Raw genomic sequence first — 18,277 nt, 5'->3', positions numbered from 1 at the left:
AGTATAAAAAGAGTAAAGAGAATTTTTCTACCACTACTTACACGAATTGACGTAAGTAGAACAAGTAGTTTTTTTATCGGGATTACTCTTTGATTTGTAGAAGCAGCAGTGTTGTTTTTCCTTACCAATATTCTTTTATGTCCATTTTGGCGGACACAAAAGATAAGGTATGTTGGAAAACTCAGGTTTTATTTTCCCTAAGGTTTGTACTTCTTAAAAATAAATTAGTCGTTATGGACGTGGTCTACTCTAAACATTGTTGAAATGTTTTTAGTGATTAACGGTAGTTTTGCACCGCCCATAATCATAGCGCCCATGCCGCCCATATTGTTGTCGGAAAGAATAATTTTGTTGGTTCCGTCGATGATTTTAGACAAGTCGGTTATAAAGTGAACTTGTGGTGTAATAGTGGTACGAACAAGTGCTATTGTTGGTAATTCAAGTGCAACTTCGGTATAGTTGTAGTCAGTTCCTGTTTTACCGGTATGGATCATAAACGGAGTTGCTTTAGTAACGGTTGCAGAGGTGAAAGTTCCTTCCAAAGCAAAGAATTTGTAACCCGCTGCCCATGACCACATCATTCCTGCTGCGTCGGCCTGAGCTAAAAAGTTACCCTGTCCGGCAGCACCAAGTTTCCACTGGTCTTCATCAACTCCAATTCCGAATTTTACTTTGACGTAATCTCCCGCAGGAATATCGGTCAGTTCAAACGCACGTCCTTCGGCAGTTGCTTCATCTGCAATGAAATAGCTTTTGCTTTTTGGATAAGTATAGGTGGTACCATCGGCTTTCGTTAAAACAATATTGCTCACGATATATTTAACCAGACTGATTTTTAATACTTCATTATTTGAAGTTTTATTGGGTTGAGTATTGAGGATAAGATCGTTGGCGCCGTAGGAGTTGTCAAACTTCAGTATTAATTTTCCATTACCGGAAACTTCCTGGTTGTCATCGTTTGAACATGAGATTAAGGATATAGATAGTGCTACAATAGCAAGGGCTTTGTATAAAGTATTTTTCATTTTATGAATTTTATATAATTGTAATTTTAAATGTAAGGTGTGCGTAGACACGTTTTCATTGTTTTCTGGGTACAATGAAAATCATTTCAATTGATGTTGAAATGTGATTTAAAAATTATATAAAATAGGATGGAGGGTGGAAGGTAGCAATAGAAACCGAAATTGGTTTTTCGTCTAAAGAAGCATAATTTTTTGATTTAGATGCTATTGGAGTTACCAGTTTGAAATCTGCTGTACTTGTATTTTGAATGTAAACTACTTCTGATTTGTCTTTCAGGTTGTTTTGCATTTTCTTTTCGTTGTCGGCGTATTTTTTTAAACTTTTTTGAAGTTCACAACGACCGTTACAGGTATTAAAAACCATTTTACGCTGTACACAAATTGTTTTTGATATTTCGTCCTGATTTAATTTGAAAGAGGTATAAACAACAAAACTGCCGAATGAGGGCACTAGGAGCATACAGGAAAGAAATATGGTAAATAACTTCTTCAAGAGTTGATTTCGTTGTTTCGAATGCAAAAATACATTATAATCGTTTTTTGAACGAACAAATACTGATTTTTTTATAAAAAAATATCCGTAGGTACAAAAGTACCTACGGATATTTCCAGAATAATAAGGTCAACAGGTTTTTAAAAAACCTGTTGGCTTTACTTTATTTAACGATAACCCATTCGCCTGAGGCTACTAAAGATTCCGCTTTTTTAAATTTCATTGTTTCTGTTTTACCGGTTGCAACTTCCTGAACTGTTACAGTATCATTACGGTTGATTTTTGGCATGTCTCTCACAATTGTTTCTGTAACCTGACGTTGTTGTGTTTCTCCCGCTTCACGGTTGATTTCCTCGCTGTTTACGATTTCGTCTTTGCTTAATTTGAAGTTTTCTTTTTGACGTACTTCTTTAGCTTCTTGAATTTCAGGAACGTTTTGAGCTGGTAAATCACCTTTGAATAAGAATGAAATTACCTCTTTATTAACGTTGTCTAACATTCCTCTGAACAAATTGAAAGCTTCTAATTTGTAAATAAGCAATGGATCTTTTTGCTCGTGAACGGCCAATTGAACAGATTGTTTCAATTCGTCCATTTTACGCAAGTGCTTTTTCCAGGCCTCATCAACGATAGAAAGTGTGATGTTTTTCTCAAAATCAGCAATTAACTGAGCTCCTTCACTGTCGTATGCTTTTTTCAAATCAGTTACAACATTCAGCGTTTTGATACCGTCAGTAAAAGGAACTACAATGCGCTCAAAATGATTGTTTGGCTCTTCGTAAACTCCTTTAATAATTGGGAAAGCTTCTCTGGCACTTCTTTCTGTTTTTTCAGTATAAAATGCTAAAGCTTCTTTGTACACTTTTCCAGTTACTTCAATATCTGATAATTTTGTAAAATCTGCTTCAGAAATTGGAGATGTAATTCCGAAATAACGAATTAAATCAAAATCAAATGTTTTGAAATCATTAGCTATTTTATTGTTGCTTACGATTAATTCGCAAGTATCATAAAGCATGTTTGCAATATCCAGTTTCAAACGCTCACCAAATAATGCGTGACGACGACGTTTGTATACTACTTCACGTTGAGAGTTCATTACGTCATCATATTCTAATAAACGTTTACGAACACCAAAGTTGTTTTCTTCTACTTTTTTCTGAGCACGCTCGATAGATTTAGTCATCATAGAATGTTGGATAACTTCACCTTCCTGAAGTCCCATTCTGTCCATAACTTTAGCTACTCTTTCAGAACCAAATAAACGCATTAGGTTGTCTTCAAGCGAAACATAAAATTGAGAACTTCCCGGATCTCCCTGACGACCTGCACGACCACGTAACTGTCTGTCTACACGACGTGAATCATGACGCTCGGTACCAACGATGGCTAAACCTCCGGCAGCTTTTACCTCCGGTGTTAATTTAATATCGGTACCACGACCAGCCATGTTGGTTGCAATAGTTACCACTCCGGCTTTTCCTGCTTCTTCTACGATTTGTGCCTCTTGTTTGTGCATTTTAGCATTCAAAACGTTATGCGTAACGCCTCTCATTTTTAACATTCGGCTTAATAATTCTGAAATCTCTACAGAAGTTGTTCCAATTAAAACTGGTCTTCCTGCGTTTGATAGTTCAGTAACATCTTCGATTACAGCATTGAATTTCTCACGTGTAGTTTTATAGATATAATCTTCTTTGTCTATTCTCGCGATCGGACGGTTGGTTGGAATTTCAACAACGTCTAATTTGTAAATCTGCCATAACTCTCCGGCTTCTGTAACAGCCGTACCTGTCATACCTCCTAATTTGCTGTACATTCTGAAATAATTCTGTAATGTAACTGTTGCAAAAGTTTGTGTAGCAGCTTCGATTTTTACATTCTCTTTAGCTTCGATCGCCTGGTGTAAACCGTCAGAATAACGACGACCGTCCATGATACGACCTGTTTGCTCATCGACAATCATAATTTTGTTGTCCATGATCACATATTCTACATCTTTTTCAAAAAGAGCGTATGCTTTCAAAAGCTGGGTAAGGGTGTGGATACGCTCGCTTTTTACTCCAAAATCCTGGAATAATCTTTCTTTAGCTTCTGCTTCACCGTCTTTGTCCAGTTTTTGTTTTTCGATAGCGGCAATTTCAGTTCCAATATCCGGAAGTACGAAAAAGTCCGAATCAGTATCTCCTGAAAGGTATTGAATACCATTGTCAGTCAATTCAACCTGATTGTTTTTTTCTTCAATTACAAAATACAAAGCTTCATCCACTTTGTGCATTTCGCGATTGTTATCCTGCATGTATTGATTTTCGGTTTTTTGAAGTAATTGTTTGATTCCTTCTTCACTCAAAAATTTAATTAATGCTTTATTTTTAGGTAAACTTCTGTAAGCTCTTAACAATAAGAATCCACCTTCTTTAGTGTTTCCTTCCTTAATTAATTTTTTAGCTTCTGACAGGAAACCGTTCGCTAACTGACGTTGCTGTGCTACTAAGTTTTCGATTTTTGGTTTCAGTTCATTAAATTCGTGACGGTCTCCTTGTGGAACTGGTCCAGAGATAATAAGAGGAGTTCTGGCGTCATCAATTAATACAGAATCGACCTCATCGACAATAGCATAATTGTGTTTTCTTTGTACTAAATCGCTTGGCGAATGTGCCATGTTATCTCTTAAGTAGTCAAAACCAAATTCATTATTGGTTCCGTAAGTGATATCGGCGTCGTATGCTTTTTTTCTTTGTTCTGTACTTGGCTGGTGATTGTCGATACAATCAACCGTTAAACCGTGAAATTCAAATAAAGGTGCTTTCCAGGTACTATCACGTTTTGCCAGGTAATCATTCACAGTTACTAAGTGAACTCCGTTTCCGGTTAAAGCATTTAAGTAAAGTGGAAGCGTCGCAACTAAAGTTTTACCTTCACCCGTTTGCATCTCGGCAACTTTACCTTCGTGTAAAACCATACCACCAATTAACTGAACATCATAGTGAATCATGTCCCAGGTAATTTCTTTACCGGCAGCATTCCATTTGTTAGCCCAAGTCGCTTTATCGCCTTCAATGGTAACATATGTTTTTGCAGCAGAGAATTCGCGGTCTTTTGCTGTTGCAGTAACTTCAATAAACGAATTGTCTTTAAAACGACGTGCCGTTTCTTTTACTACAGAGAAAGCTTCAGGAAGGATTTCCAATAAAGTTTTTTCTGAGATTTCGTAAGCTTCTTTTTCAAGAGTATCAATAGCATCATAAAGATCTTCTCTTTTGTCGATGTCTTCGATGTTTTCTACTTCTGCTTTAAGCGAAGCAATTTTAGCATCTTTATCAGCTCTGGCTTCTTTTATTTTCTCCTTAAAAAATACGGTTCTCGCTCTTAATTCGTCGTGAGACAAACTCATTAAGCTAGTTTCGAATGTTTTAATTTTGTTTAAGTAAGGCTGTAAAGCTTTGACATCTTTCTGTGATTTATCACCTACAAAGACTTTTATAATACTGTTTATGAAACTCATGATTTATTGTATTTCTATTTTATGTAAATGTGTATTTGAACCAAAAAAAAAGCCTCGGTGATGAGACTTTTTCCTTTGGTTTATTTTTTAATATTCATCCTCATTCCAAAGATAATCTTCGTCTGTTGGATAATCAGGCCAAATTTCTTCCATTGATTCATATATCTCGCCTTCGTCTTCAATTGACTGAAGGTTTTCTACTACTTCTAATGGAGCACCAGCTCTAATAGCGTAGTCAATAAGTTCGTCTTTGTTAGCAGGCCATGGCGCATCACTTAAATAAGATGCTAATTCTAATGTCCAATACATCTGTTATCTGTTTAGTTTGTGCAAAAATAAATTTTTTACCGAAAAAGACAAGTAAAATTTGATTTATTTTAATAAAATTTAAGAACGTTTCATTTAGTTTTCAGTTTTCTGTGACAGTTTACAGTCTGAAAACTGAAAACTGCGACTGAATTACTTTCTCGGAATCCATTTTACTTCCTCCGCATGTAAGTCAGAGGTCAACTTCCGTGCCAATACAAAAAGGTAGTCAGAAAGTCGGTTTAAGTATCGGATTGCGATTTCAGGAACGGGTTCATTATGGCTTAAATGTACTGCCAAACGCTCGGCGCGACGACAAATACAACGTGCTATATGACAATGTGACACAGTGGGATGTCCTCCAGGTAAAACAAAATGAGTCATTTGTGGAAGACTTTCCTCCATTTGATCAATTTCGTTCTCTAACAATTCGATATCAGAATCAATTATTCCAAGATTCTTCAAACGAAGCTCACCATTTTTTAAGACTTCTTTTTCTTGTGGTGTTGCCAAAATGGCACCAACGGTAAATAAACGATCCTGAATCTCGATTAAAATGGTTTTATAATGGGCATCCATTTCCTGATCGCGAATAAGTCCTATATAAGAGTTTAGTTCGTCGACAGTACCATAACTGTCAATTCGAATGTGATCTTTAGGAACACGTGTACCTCCAAAAAGAGCGGTTGTTCCTTTATCTCCTGTTTTTGTATATACTTTCATTTTTTTTAAAGATGCTAAGGTTCTGAGGCACTAAGATTCTAAGGTTTTTCACGTTTGAACCAATTTACAATCAGAATTTTTTTAAAGATTTTAAGATACTAAGTGACTACTAAGTTTCTTTTCCAATTAAACAATTAACCAAATAAACGATTAAACTATTTCGTGGTGTCACTTTCAATTAATCCATCTCTTAAACGAATAACTCTATGTGCATAAGCTGCAATATCTTCTTCATGGGTTACAAGGATCACTGTGTTTCCTTGCGCGTGAATGTCGCCAAAAAGCTTCATGATTTCTACAGAGGTTTTGCTGTCTAAGTTTCCGGTTGGCTCATCGGCCAAAATAATCGAAGGTTTGTTTACCAAAGCTCTTGCAATGGCAACACGTTGGCGTTGTCCTCCGGAAAGCTGATTAGGCTGATGGTCCATTCGGTCTGCGAGATTTACCTGTTTTAAAACTTCTTCAGCGCGTTTGGTGCGCTCAGATTTTGAATATCCGGCATAAATCATGGGTAATGCAACATTGTCTAAGGCAGTTGTTCTGGGCAATAGATTAAAAGTCTGAAATACAAAACCAATTTCTTTGTTTCGAATTCCTGCCAGTTCATCGTCTCCCATTTGGCTGACATCTTTTCCGTTCAGAATATAATGTCCTGAAGTTGGCGTGTCCAAACAACCTAACAGATTCATTAAAGTCGATTTTCCGGATCCTGATGGCCCCATTAAAGCCACATATTCACCTTTGTTGATTTCTAAATTGATTCCTTTCAAAACATAAACAATTTCGTTACCTAGCACAAAATCTCGTTTGATCTTGGTTATTTTAATTAATGGATTTGCCATTTCGATTTACAATTTTGGATTTAAAAGTACAAAACACTTTTCAATAAACGATAAGTAGCCTCAAATTGATTTTTGTTACAGAAGTTCTATTGCTGTATATGAATTCGGTTGTTGTTTCAACTTTTTTCGACTAAATGCTTAAAGACTAAAAAAAATGTTGCATAATTTTGAATTAAATTTACATAATTGCCATTTTTAATATTTTATTTTTATTTATAATGTTAAAATATTTGTAATTATTGATTTTACAAGTGTTTTTAGAGGTATATTTGAAATCTAACTTTAAATAATCAGATTATGAAAAATATACCATTGTTGTCCGGAATTGCGTTAATCGCTTTAGGTTTTGTATCGTGTAAAGATGAAAAACAGGAACAGGCTCAAAAAACAATCGACTCTTATGTTGCTTATGTCGACTCCGTTAAAAATGTTAAGGCTGACGATTTAAAGGCTGATTGGAAAGCCGTTGAAGCAGAGTATGAAACAAGAGCTGCTAATGCTCAACTGGCACTTGCTGATATTAAAGAAAATAGTGCCGCAACAGAGAAAATAAATACGAGTAAGATTAAATACGAAGAATTTAGAAATAATATGGTAACTATTCTTGCTCCTCCAGCGCCTAGTCCAAAACAGCAGTTGCGTAATGCTCTATTTGGTGAAGGAAAGATTGGAGAAGATATGAGTTTTGCCTGGGTGAATGCTAAAAACATTCATAGTGTATATCAACAGTTTGTGCATACGGTGGAAAAAAATAAAGACAGTTATTCCCGTGAAGACTGGGACGAAATTAAATTGATGTATGAAGCACTTGACAGCCGAAAAAATACAGTTGAAAAAGAAGGCTTAACAGGCGAAGACAATCGCAAAATTGCCGGTTTGAAGTTGAAATTTGCTCCAATGTACACCTTAAATAGAATGGGTGCGAAGTCTGAAGAAACGGCAGCTGCAAAAAAATAAGGAAGTAAATTGAATTAGTAAAAAAGACAGTCAGAATAGAAATGATTGTCTTTTTTTATGCCAAGTAATTTAATTATTTTTTAGTTTTACCCCTTGTTGGCGTGATTACAATATCTTTAAGTAAAGAAAGTATCTTTGTACGATTGTATCTAATAAATCTCTCGCGGAGCCTTAAAGCCTGGAAGCTTTTTTGAATTGGCTCCAGCTTTAACTGGAGTTTGTGTATAAACAAGCTGAATGGCTTTAGCCAAAAACGCAGGATTTGGCTAAAGCCTAATTGTTACGCATATTAAATACCTCCAGCTGAAGCAGGAGGCTATTCAGTAAATTTAATACTCAAAGAAGTGATGTCTCTACAAAAAAAATGAGTCATAACGATCTTAAAAAAGTTTAATTTAATGACATTGGGTGTGAGTATCTTGCTCGTGAACGCAAAAAAAATTATTTGCCAATTAACTTTTCAAGCCTTGCCATCATTTCATCTTTCTCTTTTAGCATACGCTCGTATAATGCAATTTTTTCTTCATGTAATTGGATAATCTTTTCAATTGGATTATTATTAAAAGTTGGGCTGTAATTTATTAAGCCTTGAGTATCATGAAATGTGTTTGAAATAATATTTATCGCCTGTTCTTCATCAAAATTTTGAAAAGCTTCAACAGGAATTTTCAGGGAATTAGAGATTTGTCTTAGTAAACTGTCTTCAATTATGTCTTTCTGTTCCAGCATAGAAATTTTTTTCTGGTTCCAGTCTTCTCCTAAATCATAAGCCAATGCTTCCTGTTTGATGCCAAGCATTTCTCTGAAGCGTTTTACATTTCTTCCCTGATGAATTTTCTGTTCCATAATGAGTGTCTTTTTTCTGAAGGTTCAAAGATAAAGCTATCTGTACTAAAAGTGTAAATTTCAAAGATAAAAAAACATCTCATAAAACATCTGTTTTTGTCAGATATTATACCTTAATTTAGAAGGTGCTAATTCTCAAATTTCCTTAAGTCCTTTAAAAAGAGTTCCCAAATACTCTCTTTAAATATCTTTTTAAAAAAGCCAAAATGCCCAATATCTTTTACGCCAAATTCTTCGGCTTTTAAATGCGTTCTGGTGACTTCAGCATTTTTGAATTGTGATACAATCCAGTTGATTGCTGGCACAGTGGCATAAAAATCATTGTCGATGCTATAGGATTTTATTTGGCATTTTATTTTGTCATAGCTCTCTTTTACATTTTCGATGGAGTCAAAATGATAGTTCGGTTTTTTGCACCATTTAGCCCATTCGAGTGCCATTCCCTTAGGTAAATCTTCCATTCGGGTAAAGTGACTGGAAGGTAGGTAGTTGAAAATTCTGCAGAAAGAGGGGATTATTACATACCATAAAAATTTCATTTTTAATCTGTCAAATCCTTTCCAATGTATCCAGCTTCCAGATTGTGATGCAACCATTATAACGCCGTCAAATAAATTATTCGAAGGAACTAAGCCAATAAGCTGACCGCCAATACTGTGTGTTATGATGAATAATTTGCTGTTTGGATTTTTATTTTTGACATGTTTAACTACGCTTTCAAAGTCGTTTTGTGCCCAATTTGAAGCTGTTGTAGAAAACTTAGAAAGTGATTGAATTTTAGAATCGCCAATTCCTCCATAGTCAAAGGTGAAAACAGAGTAATTGTTTTTAGATAAAAATTTTGAAAAATTCTGATAATAATTTTGCTTAACTCCTGTGGCAGAAGCAATAATAACACAATTGGCATTTGGATTGTCTGAAAGAAATTCAGTTACGGCTATAGAGTATTCTAAAGGTGTATCAATTTTGATTGCATTCATATAAACTTCGTATAGTAACAAATGTAATAAAAATTGTATACTGAAATTTGTTAAGTGCGAATCACAAAATGTTCTTTTTCCTGTTCGTATCTGAAAAAGACAAATCCCCATTGAAAAGTATCAATCGTAACGGTTACTTTAGGATGATTTTTGATAATCTCCCAGGCTTCTTCCATTTCTTCTGACCAATGAATGTCGTCAAAGATCCAAACCGAATCGTTGTTGATTGTTGGTAGTAAAAGCTCAAAATATTCCAGAGTTGCTTTTTTAGAATGATTACCGTCGAAATAGATTAAATCGAAGTTTGCAGTCTCTGTTTTCAGTCTCAATTGAATATCCTGAAGATAGTTTTTAAATTCTGTTACAATCGAATTTATATTAGAACAATCAAATTTCGTAAATTGATTTTGAGCAACATTTGCCGTATTTGGACAGCCTTCTAATGTAATAACTTTTGCTTTTGTATTTCCTAAAGACAAAGCTGCAGTTGCCATACCTAACGAAGTTCCTATTTCTAACACATTTTCGGGCTTGAAATATTGGGTAACTCTAAATAACAATTCAGCTCGTTTTGGAGAAATTCCGGCTGCGGAAGCAATTTTTGAAATTTGCCTTCTGTTAGATTTGAAAATTTTTGAACCGGCACCAAAATCGGTTACTTCAATGAAATTTTTATTTTCTAAAAGTGATTTCCTGTAGTTCTTAAGGATTTTGTACTCCGGTTTGGGTTTCTTATCATAAAAACATTTCGTCAATAAATGAAACACGAAGGGCGAATGCACTCCGTGTTCATTTTTGGAATTCCAAAGAAATTTTAAATAAGACTTTATTTGAAATAACATGATGTTTTATCTTTCAATGATGCTCTGAAGTTGTGATTTGATCTGCTTTAAAAATTGGAATGGTCATTGAGCAAGCCAGTTTTATTTGTTTACTTTGATTAACTTAATATCAAAAATAAGTACTGAACCTCCAGGGATTTTTTTATTTCCTTTGCTGCCATAGCCCAAATGCGAAGGAACAAGAAGAATTCCGCTTCCACCAGTTTTAAAATAAGGAATACCTTCTGTCCAGCCTTTTACAACTTCATCTAAATTGAAAGAGATTCCATCTGAATTACTTTGATCGAATACCGTTCCATCGATAAAAGAACCTCTGTAAGCTACGGTTACATTAGATTTTGCCGTTGGCTGAATTCCGGTTCCGGGAACGTCAATAAAGTAGTACAGTCCAGAACTGGTTTTTTGCGCTGTTAGTTTGTTTTTGGCAATATAATCGACAATTTCTTTCTCGTTTTGAGCTGTGTAATCTTTTTCTTTTTCATCTTTTGAGCAAGAAACAAAAAGCATTACAGTAAGTAGTAGTGAAGCTAATAATTTTTTCATTATGGTGTTTTTTTAAGGTCGTAAATATAAGGAATTAGTCTCAGTTTTCAGTCTCAGTCTCGGTCTCAGTCTCGGTTTTCAGTTTTGTAATGGTAGTTAGTTTTATCCACATCCAAACTTAGTTGGATTGTTGATCATATAATTTATTAATCGTCCAATTTCGAGATTTTTAATATTTAGTTTGTCAAATGTTTCTTTTGTAATGTATTGGCATTCTAACGAAAATTCGAGCCAAGTACTTGTTTCTGAGTTTTCGGCATCGCTATCCGTTAATTTACTTATAAAATGATTTGTATATCTTCTTTTTCTATATGATTCAGCAATATTAGCACTAACACTTCTCGAAGATCGACGTATTTTATCCGTTAAAGAAAACCTTTCTTCTTTAGGAAACGTTTTCGACAATTCAAAAATTTCCATTGCAAGTTCAAATGATTTCTTATAGGCCAATAAATCTTTAAAATCCATAACTAGTTTTTATGCTAAATTAAGATTTTTCTTTCATTATAAGCAGGACTGAAAACTGAGACTGAAAAACTGAGACTGAAAAACTAAAATTATCCCTCGATCTTAGCCGAAAGCTCGAACCAACGTTCTTCTTTCTGATCTATTTTATTGATGATGTTTTGCAATTCGTTTGCTTTCTTTTCGATATCGGTATCGGCAACTTTTCCGTCAGAGAATAATTGTTCGATTTTGGTTTTGTCAATTTCGAGGTCTTTGATTTCTCTTTCCAGTTTTTGATATTCTTTTTGCTCGTTGAAAGTTAAGTTTCCGGTTGGATTATTTTGTTTCCAGTCTTTCTTTTCGGCTTTGTTTTCTTCTTTTTGAGCCACATCGGCACTGTCTTCATAAGCTCTGAAATCAGAATAGTTTCCAGGGAAGTTTTCAATTTCGCCATTTCCTCTGAAGACAAATAAATGATCAACAATTTTATCCATGAAATAACGGTCGTGCGAAACTACCAGTAAACATCCCGGATAATCTAAAAGGAAACTTTCTAAAACGTTTAGCGTTACAATGTCTAAATCGTTCGTAGGCTCATCTAAAATTAAAAAGTTCGGATTCTGAATCAAAACGGTACATAAATACAAACGTTTTAATTCTCCTCCACTTAATTTTTCGACAAAATCATATTGTTTTTTAGCATCAAAAAGAAAACGTTCCAATAATTGTGAAGCTGAGATCATTCGTCCTTTGGCCAACGGAATAAATTCTCCGTATTCTTTAATGATATCAATTACACGTTGGTTGGGTTTTGGGTTGATTCCTGTTTGTGTATAATAGCCAATTTTGATGGTATCTCCTTTTACGACACGTCCGCTGTCTAATGGAAGTGTTCCGGTAAGCAGATTCAGGAAAGTTGATTTTCCGGTTCCGTTTTTACCAATAATTCCGATACGTGCTCCACGTTGGAAATCGAAACTAAAGTTGTCCAGAATCACATGATCCTTGAATTTTTTAGAAATTTTGTGAAGCTCGATGATCTTACTTCCCATACGTTCCATATTAATTTCAAGTTCTACTTTATTTTCCTGACGACGACTTTGTGCTTTTTCTTTAATTAGATAAAAATCATCCTGACGGGATTTCGATTTTGTAGTTCTCGCTTTTGGCTGACGGCGCATCCATTCCAGTTCTTTTACAAACAAGTTTTTGGCTTTGTCAACACTGGCGTTCTCAGAGGTAATTCGTTCTTCTTTTTTCTCTAAATAGTAAGAGTAATTTCCTTTGTATTGGTATAGTTTCCCGTTGTCAAGTTCGATGATTTCGTTACAAACACGCTCTAAAAAGAAACGATCGTGCGTTACCATAAACAAGGTAATATTTTCTTTGGCAAAATAACTCTCCAACCATTCAATCATTTCCAGATCTAAGTGGTTGGTTGGCTCATCCAGAATCAATAAATCAGGACGATTGATCAAAATGATCGCCAATGAAAGACGTTTCTTTTGTCCTCCTGAAAGATTTTTTACCTTTAGTTTAAAGTCTTCCAGTTTTAACTTGAAGAGAATTTGCTTGTATTGCGTTTCAAAATCCCAGGCGTTATGCTGATCCATTCCGTCAAAAGCTTTTTGATAGGCTTCTTCATCGTCCGGATTTTCAAGTGCTTTTTCGTAAGCCTCAATAATTTTAAGCGTTTCATTGTCTGAAGCAAAGATACTTTCTTCAATAGTCAACTCCTCTTGTAAGTTGTTATCCTGAGAAAGAAAAGCCATTCTGATTCCTTTTCTCAAAACAACCTGACCTGTATCAGGTTCGTCCAAGCCATTGATAATGCTCATAATGGTTGTTTTCCCCGAACCATTTTTTGCGATAAAGGCAATTTTTTGATCTTTATTGATTCCGAAAGAGATGTTGTCAAACAAGGTTCTTTCGCCAAAGGACTTTGATATATTTTCTACAGATAAGTAATTCACTTTGTATATTGTAAGTTATAAATTATGAGTTATGAGTATTTTAGAAAACATAACTTTTTGCAAAAGTAAACTTTTATCTTACGATTTGCGAATTGTTAATCTTATTTAAGTTGACTAAGACAAACTTAATTACTTAGATTTGTGATCAAAATTGTTTTATGTACTCAATATTCAATGCAATAATTTGCGGTGCAGCATTTTTACTGACATTTATGATTTTTGTAAATCAAAATAAGATCAACATAAAAGCCAATCGCTGGTTTGGATCTTTTATCGGCTGTATTTTTTTAATCTTACTTGAAAATGTTATTGTAGACGACAAAATACTTGGAGAAGATGATATTCTGAATCAATTAATAAACATTTCCAGTTTTGTTGTTGCTCCGATATTTTATCTAAGTGTGAGTTATTATATCGAGCCAGTTAGAAAATGGAAAGCAATTGATTACTTGCATTTTAGTTTCGCTTTCCTAATCTTTATTCTTCTTGTTAGTTCCTGGGTAATAGACGACAACAATAAACCTGAAGACATAAGTCCGGAAATTGTACAGAAAACCATAGCAATATTTAATTTTGTTTTCAGCCTATACGTTTTTATTTATTGTTTTCTGGCTTACCAAAAAATTGTTAAACATGAAAAAACGATTAAAATTTTAAATTCTACTTCTGAGAATCTGGATTTAAAATGGCTGAAAAATATTATTGTCGGTGTTGTTTTTATCACGATTTTTTGGATTCTTGATATTGTGTTTCAAATATCCGAAGGAAACAAAACCTTCGATGTCCTGACAAGTTTGATTTACTTTTTAAGTATTCTCTACATAACTTATTATTGGCAGAAACAAAAAGAAATCTTTCCCTATAGTTTAAAAGAGAAAGAAGAAATAGAAAATATTATTGTAGAAACTTCTCTGCCGGAAGGTAAACGAAAACAATTGCTGACTCCTGAAGAATTGGAAGAACAAAAAATCAGATTATTACAATTAATGGAAACCGAAAAGCCTTTTTTAGAATTTGGTTTAAGTTTGGTAAAACTGGCTGGTTTGATGAAAATTTCTACCCATATACTTTCGTACGTAATCAATAATGGATTTGATGAAAATTTCTATCAGTTTATAAACAGATACCGAATTGAAGAAGCTAAAAAATTAATGATTGATTCTGAAACGGATCGTTTAAGTTTACTCGGAATTGGATTTTCTGTAGGTTTTAATTCAAAAACGGTTTTTAATACCACATTTAAAAAAGTCACAGGACAAACTCCGTCAGAATATAAGAAACAAATAGGTACTACTTTATAAACCCGAACGACCAGCCTTTGTTTTTTAGGGATTTTTGCTGAAAATTTTAATCTTAAAGAAATGAAATCAGCAAAAAAAAGTATTGCAAAAATTGGACTAAGTTTATTCTTTACATTCGTTTCGTGCGATAAAGACAGTGATAATAATACTGAAGCTTTAACAGAAACAAAAGTAGAAGTTGGAACTCATAAATTGGCCGCTTACTCCATTATTCACAACTCAAAATATTTGGTAGTTTTTGAATCTGGACTCGGAGACGGACATTCTGTTTGGAACGAAAAAAAAATACCCATAGAATTAAGTACCCAATCAGATGTCTTAACATATGACAGAGCCGGTTATGAAAAATCTGAAAAAGATTCAAAACCAAGAAATATAAATCAATTAAGAAGTGAACTCGAAACGGTAATTAATAATTTTTCGAATGGTAGAAAAGTTATTCTTATCGGGCATTCGCTTGGCGGAATGGTTATTAGAGATTATGCTGTTAAAAATGCTTCTAAAGTTGCCGGATTATTATTTATAGATCCATCGCACGAATATTATAATCAGCCTTCGCAAGAGGAGGAGAATATGCTTTATAATCTTTATAAGGCCAATTTTGGAGAAAATTTTGGTGGAACACTAGAAGCCAGAGAAATAATAGAAGATTCTCAGTATATGGCGACACTTCCACATTTGCCAAATATTCCTGTAATTGTAATTTCGAGCTTAAAAGTCGATGCATCTACTTCTGAATCAGATAAACAAAAATGGTTTAAGGCGCATGAATTATTAAAAGAAGGAGTTCCTGATTTTATGCACATTACAACTACAAAATCAGGGCATTACATTATGAAGGATGAACCCAATTTGGTGATTGATAATTTTAATTTATTGCTGTCTAAAATAAAATAAAAATGTGCTTTGTGGAATTTGGTTTAATACAAAATCAAATTCCGCAAAAGTTTATTTATGGAGATAGGAATTCAGTAATGAAGTCAAATCAAAATAATGAATCTGCTGTGGTACATTGAGGATTGGTTTTCGAACTAAAGCTTCATTTGTTAAGTAATAATGCAGACCATCTAATGTTGCGATTCCTTCTATTTGATGAAAAGGGAGTTTTAAATTGATTCTTCGTTTGTTTCCCGATACAAAATCAGTGCTTTTGTAATCGTATAACAGGTACAGAAACGGTTTGCCAAATTTGGAATAACCACATAGTACAATTAGTTTTTTAAAGGCTACATAAGTAGCTCCGGTTACCAGGCCTTTTGTATTTAGGCTATGTTTTAGCTGTGCAACGTGACTGCCGGATTGGTTAGGCAAAACATAAATATTTGTTTTGGATGTTTTCCATTGTTTGGTAAACAAATAGATACTGTCTTTAGATACAATAAAGGCCTCGCAGTCAAAGCGAGCTGTGTTCGGTTTTTTAGGAGAGAAATCCGTTTGATCAGCATATCGAAACGAAATGTTTTCAATCGTTGGGTTTCCTTCTAAGAATGATTTTTTTTCTATTTTTAAAATGTGCAGATCCGTTCTGTTGTCGGACAGATTGTTTCCAAAATCGCCAACATACAGATAAGAACTGTCTTGCGAGATCTCTTCCCAGTCGTGATTAACGACTTGCTCCAAAACAATTTTTTTTCGAATTTTTCCCAATGAATCTAAGCCGTAGATCGTTTTGTCATGATCGTCATTGTGTGTCCAAAGTAAATTATCGAAGGCGATTAATCCCGAGGTTTCTTTGATCGAATCATTAAGGAGTTTGGAATATATAGGTTTTAACTTGATTTTTTTATAATTACAGCTTCCGTCATTGACTGTTGCATTTGGATTATAATTTTTAGAAAGCGGATCGGTACAGCCTAAAACCTGCGCATTAGCAAAAGAGATAGTGAAGCAAAAGAATAAAATAGTCTTAATCATGATCTGCAATATTAAATTTGCATAACATAAAAGTAAACTTTTAAATATAGATTTTAAATAGTGCCAAAAAATATAATTAAAATACTATTTTGCACTACTAATTTTTAACGGATTTTTAATCAGTTTTTATTTAGTCCAGAATAAGTCATAGATCCCAGATATGGAAATTTTACAGAAACTGTCGCATTATCGTTTTTCGCGCTATTTCAAGCTTTTATTTGTTTGTGTTGATGTTGTGTTGCTGAATTTAGCAACGCTGTTGTCTGCATTGACAAGATTTGGTAGCTTAGATAAACTTTTGTCAAAAGAAGAACGAACAGTTGCATTGTTGGCGATTTTAATTTGGGTAGGGTTGTTGTTTCAAAATGATTCGAACAGAAGTGTAAGGGTTGAGCCTATCGAATCGATATTGGTTAGAACAGTTAAGAAGTTAATAATTCACGCTGCCTTAATTTCAATTTTTGTGGTGTACCTCAAATACTATGAAATTTCAAGGCTCAGATTACTTTCTTTTTATTTGATTTTTTTCGGATTATTGATGATTTCCCGCTATTTATCAATGAAGCTTTTAAAGTATATCAGGGCTAAGGGCTATAATTTTAAAACATTTGTGATTGTTGGAGCCAATGAGTCTGGAGAAAGAATGCGCAAGATACTGGCAAAAGACCTGACTTACGGGTATAAGTTTTTAGGCTTTTTCGATAAGGATATAGATGCTTCAATTGTGGATTCAGCTCTTGTATTAGGCGATTTTAATGCGATTCATGAATTTGTTGTCCAAAGTAAGGTCGATGAAATGTATGTGGCACTGCACATCGATCAAATTGAAATCATAAATAGACTGACGCAGATTTGCGAGCAAAACATGGTGCGTATTAAGTTTATTCCGGATTTTCAATTGTATACAAAATCCAGTAAAGTCGAAGTTGCATTCTATGAAAATACACCTGTTTTGATGTTTCGAACTGAACCTTTGGAGTTTGCGGTAAACCGACTGGTGAAAAAAGCATTTGATATTGTTTTTTCACTTTCTGTAATCTTGCTGGTATTTCCGTGGCTGTTTCCTATAATTATGCTGATTATTAAAATTGAATCTCCGGGCCCAATATTTTTTAAGCAGGAAAGGTCAGGTCGTGATAATCGGTCGTTTATGTGTTATAAATTCAGAAGTATGTATGTCAATCGTTTGGCGCATCGAAAACAAGCCGAAAAAGGAGATAGTCGTGTAACGAAATTTGGTTCGTTTATTCGTAAAACCAGTATCGATGAGTTGCCGCAGTTTTTTAATGTTTTTTTAGGTGACATGTCAGTCGTAGGGCCAAGACCACATATGATAAATCTAGCGAAAGAATATAGCGATTTGATTAATAATTACTTAGTGCGTCAGTATGCTAAGCCTGGTATTACTGGCTGGGCACAGGTAAATGGTTACCGTGGCGAAACCAAAAAATTAGTTGATATGGAAAATAGAGTAGAATATGATATTTGGTACATCGAGAACTGGAGTCTGATGTTAGATATTAAAATCATTATAAAAACGATCATCAATATTGCAAAAGGAGAAGAAAATGCGTACTGAT

17 protein-coding genes are annotated in these 18,277 nt (G+C 34.2%); 4 read left to right on the top strand and 13 right to left on the bottom strand.

The window, feature by feature from the left end; translation table 11 throughout:
* Nucleotides 1-224: 224 nt before the first annotated feature.
* The 6 genes from OGZ34_RS22050 to OGZ34_RS22025 all read right to left on the bottom strand — a co-directional run bounded on the left by OGZ34_RS22050 (nucleotide 225) and on the right by OGZ34_RS22025 (nucleotide 6,894).
* On the bottom strand, nucleotides 225-1,025 hold the full coding sequence (locus OGZ34_RS22050; protein WP_263361759.1) for an MbnP family protein: 801 nt from the start codon (nucleotides 1,023-1,025) through the stop codon (nucleotides 225-227).
* A gap of 115 nt (nucleotides 1,026-1,140) precedes the next feature.
* On the bottom strand, nucleotides 1,141-1,485 hold the full coding sequence (locus OGZ34_RS22045) for a hypothetical protein (protein WP_263361758.1): 345 nt from the start codon (nucleotides 1,483-1,485) through the stop codon (nucleotides 1,141-1,143).
* Nucleotides 1,486-1,681: 196 nt separating this feature from the next.
* The gene (gene secA, locus OGZ34_RS22040; protein WP_263361757.1) at nucleotides 1,682-5,023 is read right to left on the bottom strand and encodes a preprotein translocase subunit SecA; all 3,342 of its coding nucleotides are present in this window, start codon (nucleotides 5,021-5,023) and stop codon (nucleotides 1,682-1,684) included.
* 87 nt (nucleotides 5,024-5,110) lie between these two features.
* Nucleotides 5,111-5,332 (bottom strand): DUF2795 domain-containing protein, encoded by a 222-nt coding sequence (locus OGZ34_RS22035; RefSeq protein WP_007138072.1) that lies wholly within the window; start codon nucleotides 5,330-5,332, stop codon nucleotides 5,111-5,113.
* 150 nt (nucleotides 5,333-5,482) lie between these two features.
* Nucleotides 5,483-6,052, bottom strand: a complete 570-nt coding sequence (locus tag OGZ34_RS22030) for a cob(I)yrinic acid a,c-diamide adenosyltransferase (protein WP_173966132.1) — start codon at nucleotides 6,050-6,052, stop codon at nucleotides 5,483-5,485.
* Nucleotides 6,053-6,207: 155 nt separating this feature from the next.
* Nucleotides 6,208-6,894, bottom strand: coding sequence for an ABC transporter ATP-binding protein (locus OGZ34_RS22025; RefSeq protein WP_173966131.1), 687 nt, complete (start codon nucleotides 6,892-6,894; stop codon nucleotides 6,208-6,210).
* Nucleotides 6,895-7,191: 297 nt separating this feature from the next.
* Here OGZ34_RS22025 and OGZ34_RS22020 point away from each other — a divergent pair, with 297 nt between their 5' ends.
* Complete coding sequence (locus OGZ34_RS22020) at nucleotides 7,192-7,851, top strand: DUF6565 domain-containing protein (protein WP_173966130.1); 660 nt, start codon at nucleotides 7,192-7,194, stop codon at nucleotides 7,849-7,851.
* Nucleotides 7,852-8,292: 441 nt separating this feature from the next.
* Here the strand turns inward: OGZ34_RS22020 and OGZ34_RS22015 are convergent, their stop codons facing one another.
* The 6 genes from OGZ34_RS22015 to OGZ34_RS21990 all read right to left on the bottom strand — a co-directional run bounded on the left by OGZ34_RS22015 (nucleotide 8,293) and on the right by OGZ34_RS21990 (nucleotide 13,482).
* Nucleotides 8,293-8,697: a helix-turn-helix domain-containing protein gene (locus tag OGZ34_RS22015; protein ID WP_263361756.1), complete on the bottom strand. Its 405-nt coding sequence runs from the start codon at nucleotides 8,695-8,697 to the stop codon at nucleotides 8,293-8,295.
* A gap of 128 nt (nucleotides 8,698-8,825) precedes the next feature.
* Entirely contained in the window at nucleotides 8,826-9,677 is an 852-nt protein-coding gene (locus tag OGZ34_RS22010) for an alpha/beta hydrolase family protein (protein WP_263361755.1), read from the bottom strand.
* Nucleotides 9,678-9,727: 50 nt separating this feature from the next.
* A complete protein-coding gene (locus OGZ34_RS22005) occupies nucleotides 9,728-10,519 on the bottom strand; it encodes an O-methyltransferase (RefSeq protein WP_263361754.1) in 792 nt (263 codons plus the stop codon).
* Nucleotides 10,520-10,600: 81 nt separating this feature from the next.
* A complete protein-coding gene (locus OGZ34_RS22000) occupies nucleotides 10,601-11,062 on the bottom strand; it encodes an FKBP-type peptidyl-prolyl cis-trans isomerase (RefSeq protein ID WP_263361753.1) in 462 nt (153 codons plus the stop codon).
* Nucleotides 11,063-11,164: 102 nt separating this feature from the next.
* Nucleotides 11,165-11,530, bottom strand: coding sequence for a four helix bundle protein (locus OGZ34_RS21995; RefSeq protein ID WP_263361752.1), 366 nt, complete (start codon nucleotides 11,528-11,530; stop codon nucleotides 11,165-11,167).
* Between the two features lie 89 nt (nucleotides 11,531-11,619).
* The gene (locus OGZ34_RS21990; RefSeq protein ID WP_173966124.1) at nucleotides 11,620-13,482 is read right to left on the bottom strand and encodes an ABC-F family ATP-binding cassette domain-containing protein; all 1,863 of its coding nucleotides are present in this window, start codon (nucleotides 13,480-13,482) and stop codon (nucleotides 11,620-11,622) included.
* Between the two features lie 158 nt (nucleotides 13,483-13,640).
* On the opposite strand from OGZ34_RS21990, the gene OGZ34_RS21985 reads away from it, so the two are divergent.
* Nucleotides 13,641-14,783 (top strand): helix-turn-helix domain-containing protein, encoded by a 1,143-nt coding sequence (locus OGZ34_RS21985; RefSeq protein WP_263361751.1) that lies wholly within the window; start codon nucleotides 13,641-13,643, stop codon nucleotides 14,781-14,783.
* 60 nt (nucleotides 14,784-14,843) lie between these two features.
* On the top strand, nucleotides 14,844-15,680 hold the full coding sequence (locus OGZ34_RS21980) for an alpha/beta fold hydrolase (protein WP_263361750.1): 837 nt from the start codon (nucleotides 14,844-14,846) through the stop codon (nucleotides 15,678-15,680).
* Between the two features lie 51 nt (nucleotides 15,681-15,731).
* Here OGZ34_RS21980 and OGZ34_RS21975 read toward each other — a convergent pair whose 3' ends face one another.
* Nucleotides 15,732-16,697, bottom strand: a complete 966-nt coding sequence (locus OGZ34_RS21975; protein ID WP_263361749.1) for a T9SS C-terminal target domain-containing protein — start codon at nucleotides 16,695-16,697, stop codon at nucleotides 15,732-15,734.
* A gap of 160 nt (nucleotides 16,698-16,857) precedes the next feature.
* Between OGZ34_RS21975 and OGZ34_RS21970 the strand changes: the two genes are divergently transcribed.
* Nucleotides 16,858-18,276 (top strand): undecaprenyl-phosphate glucose phosphotransferase, encoded by a 1,419-nt coding sequence (locus OGZ34_RS21970; RefSeq protein ID WP_263361748.1) that lies wholly within the window; start codon nucleotides 16,858-16,860, stop codon nucleotides 18,274-18,276.
* The last annotated feature ends 1 nt before the right edge of the window (nucleotide 18,277 follow it).

Origin of the sequence: Flavobacterium collinsii (assembly GCF_946903285.1) — a bacterium.
Classification (GTDB): domain Bacteria; phylum Bacteroidota; class Bacteroidia; order Flavobacteriales; family Flavobacteriaceae; genus Flavobacterium; species Flavobacterium collinsii.
This window is presented reverse-complemented; position numbering and strand designations above follow the sequence as displayed.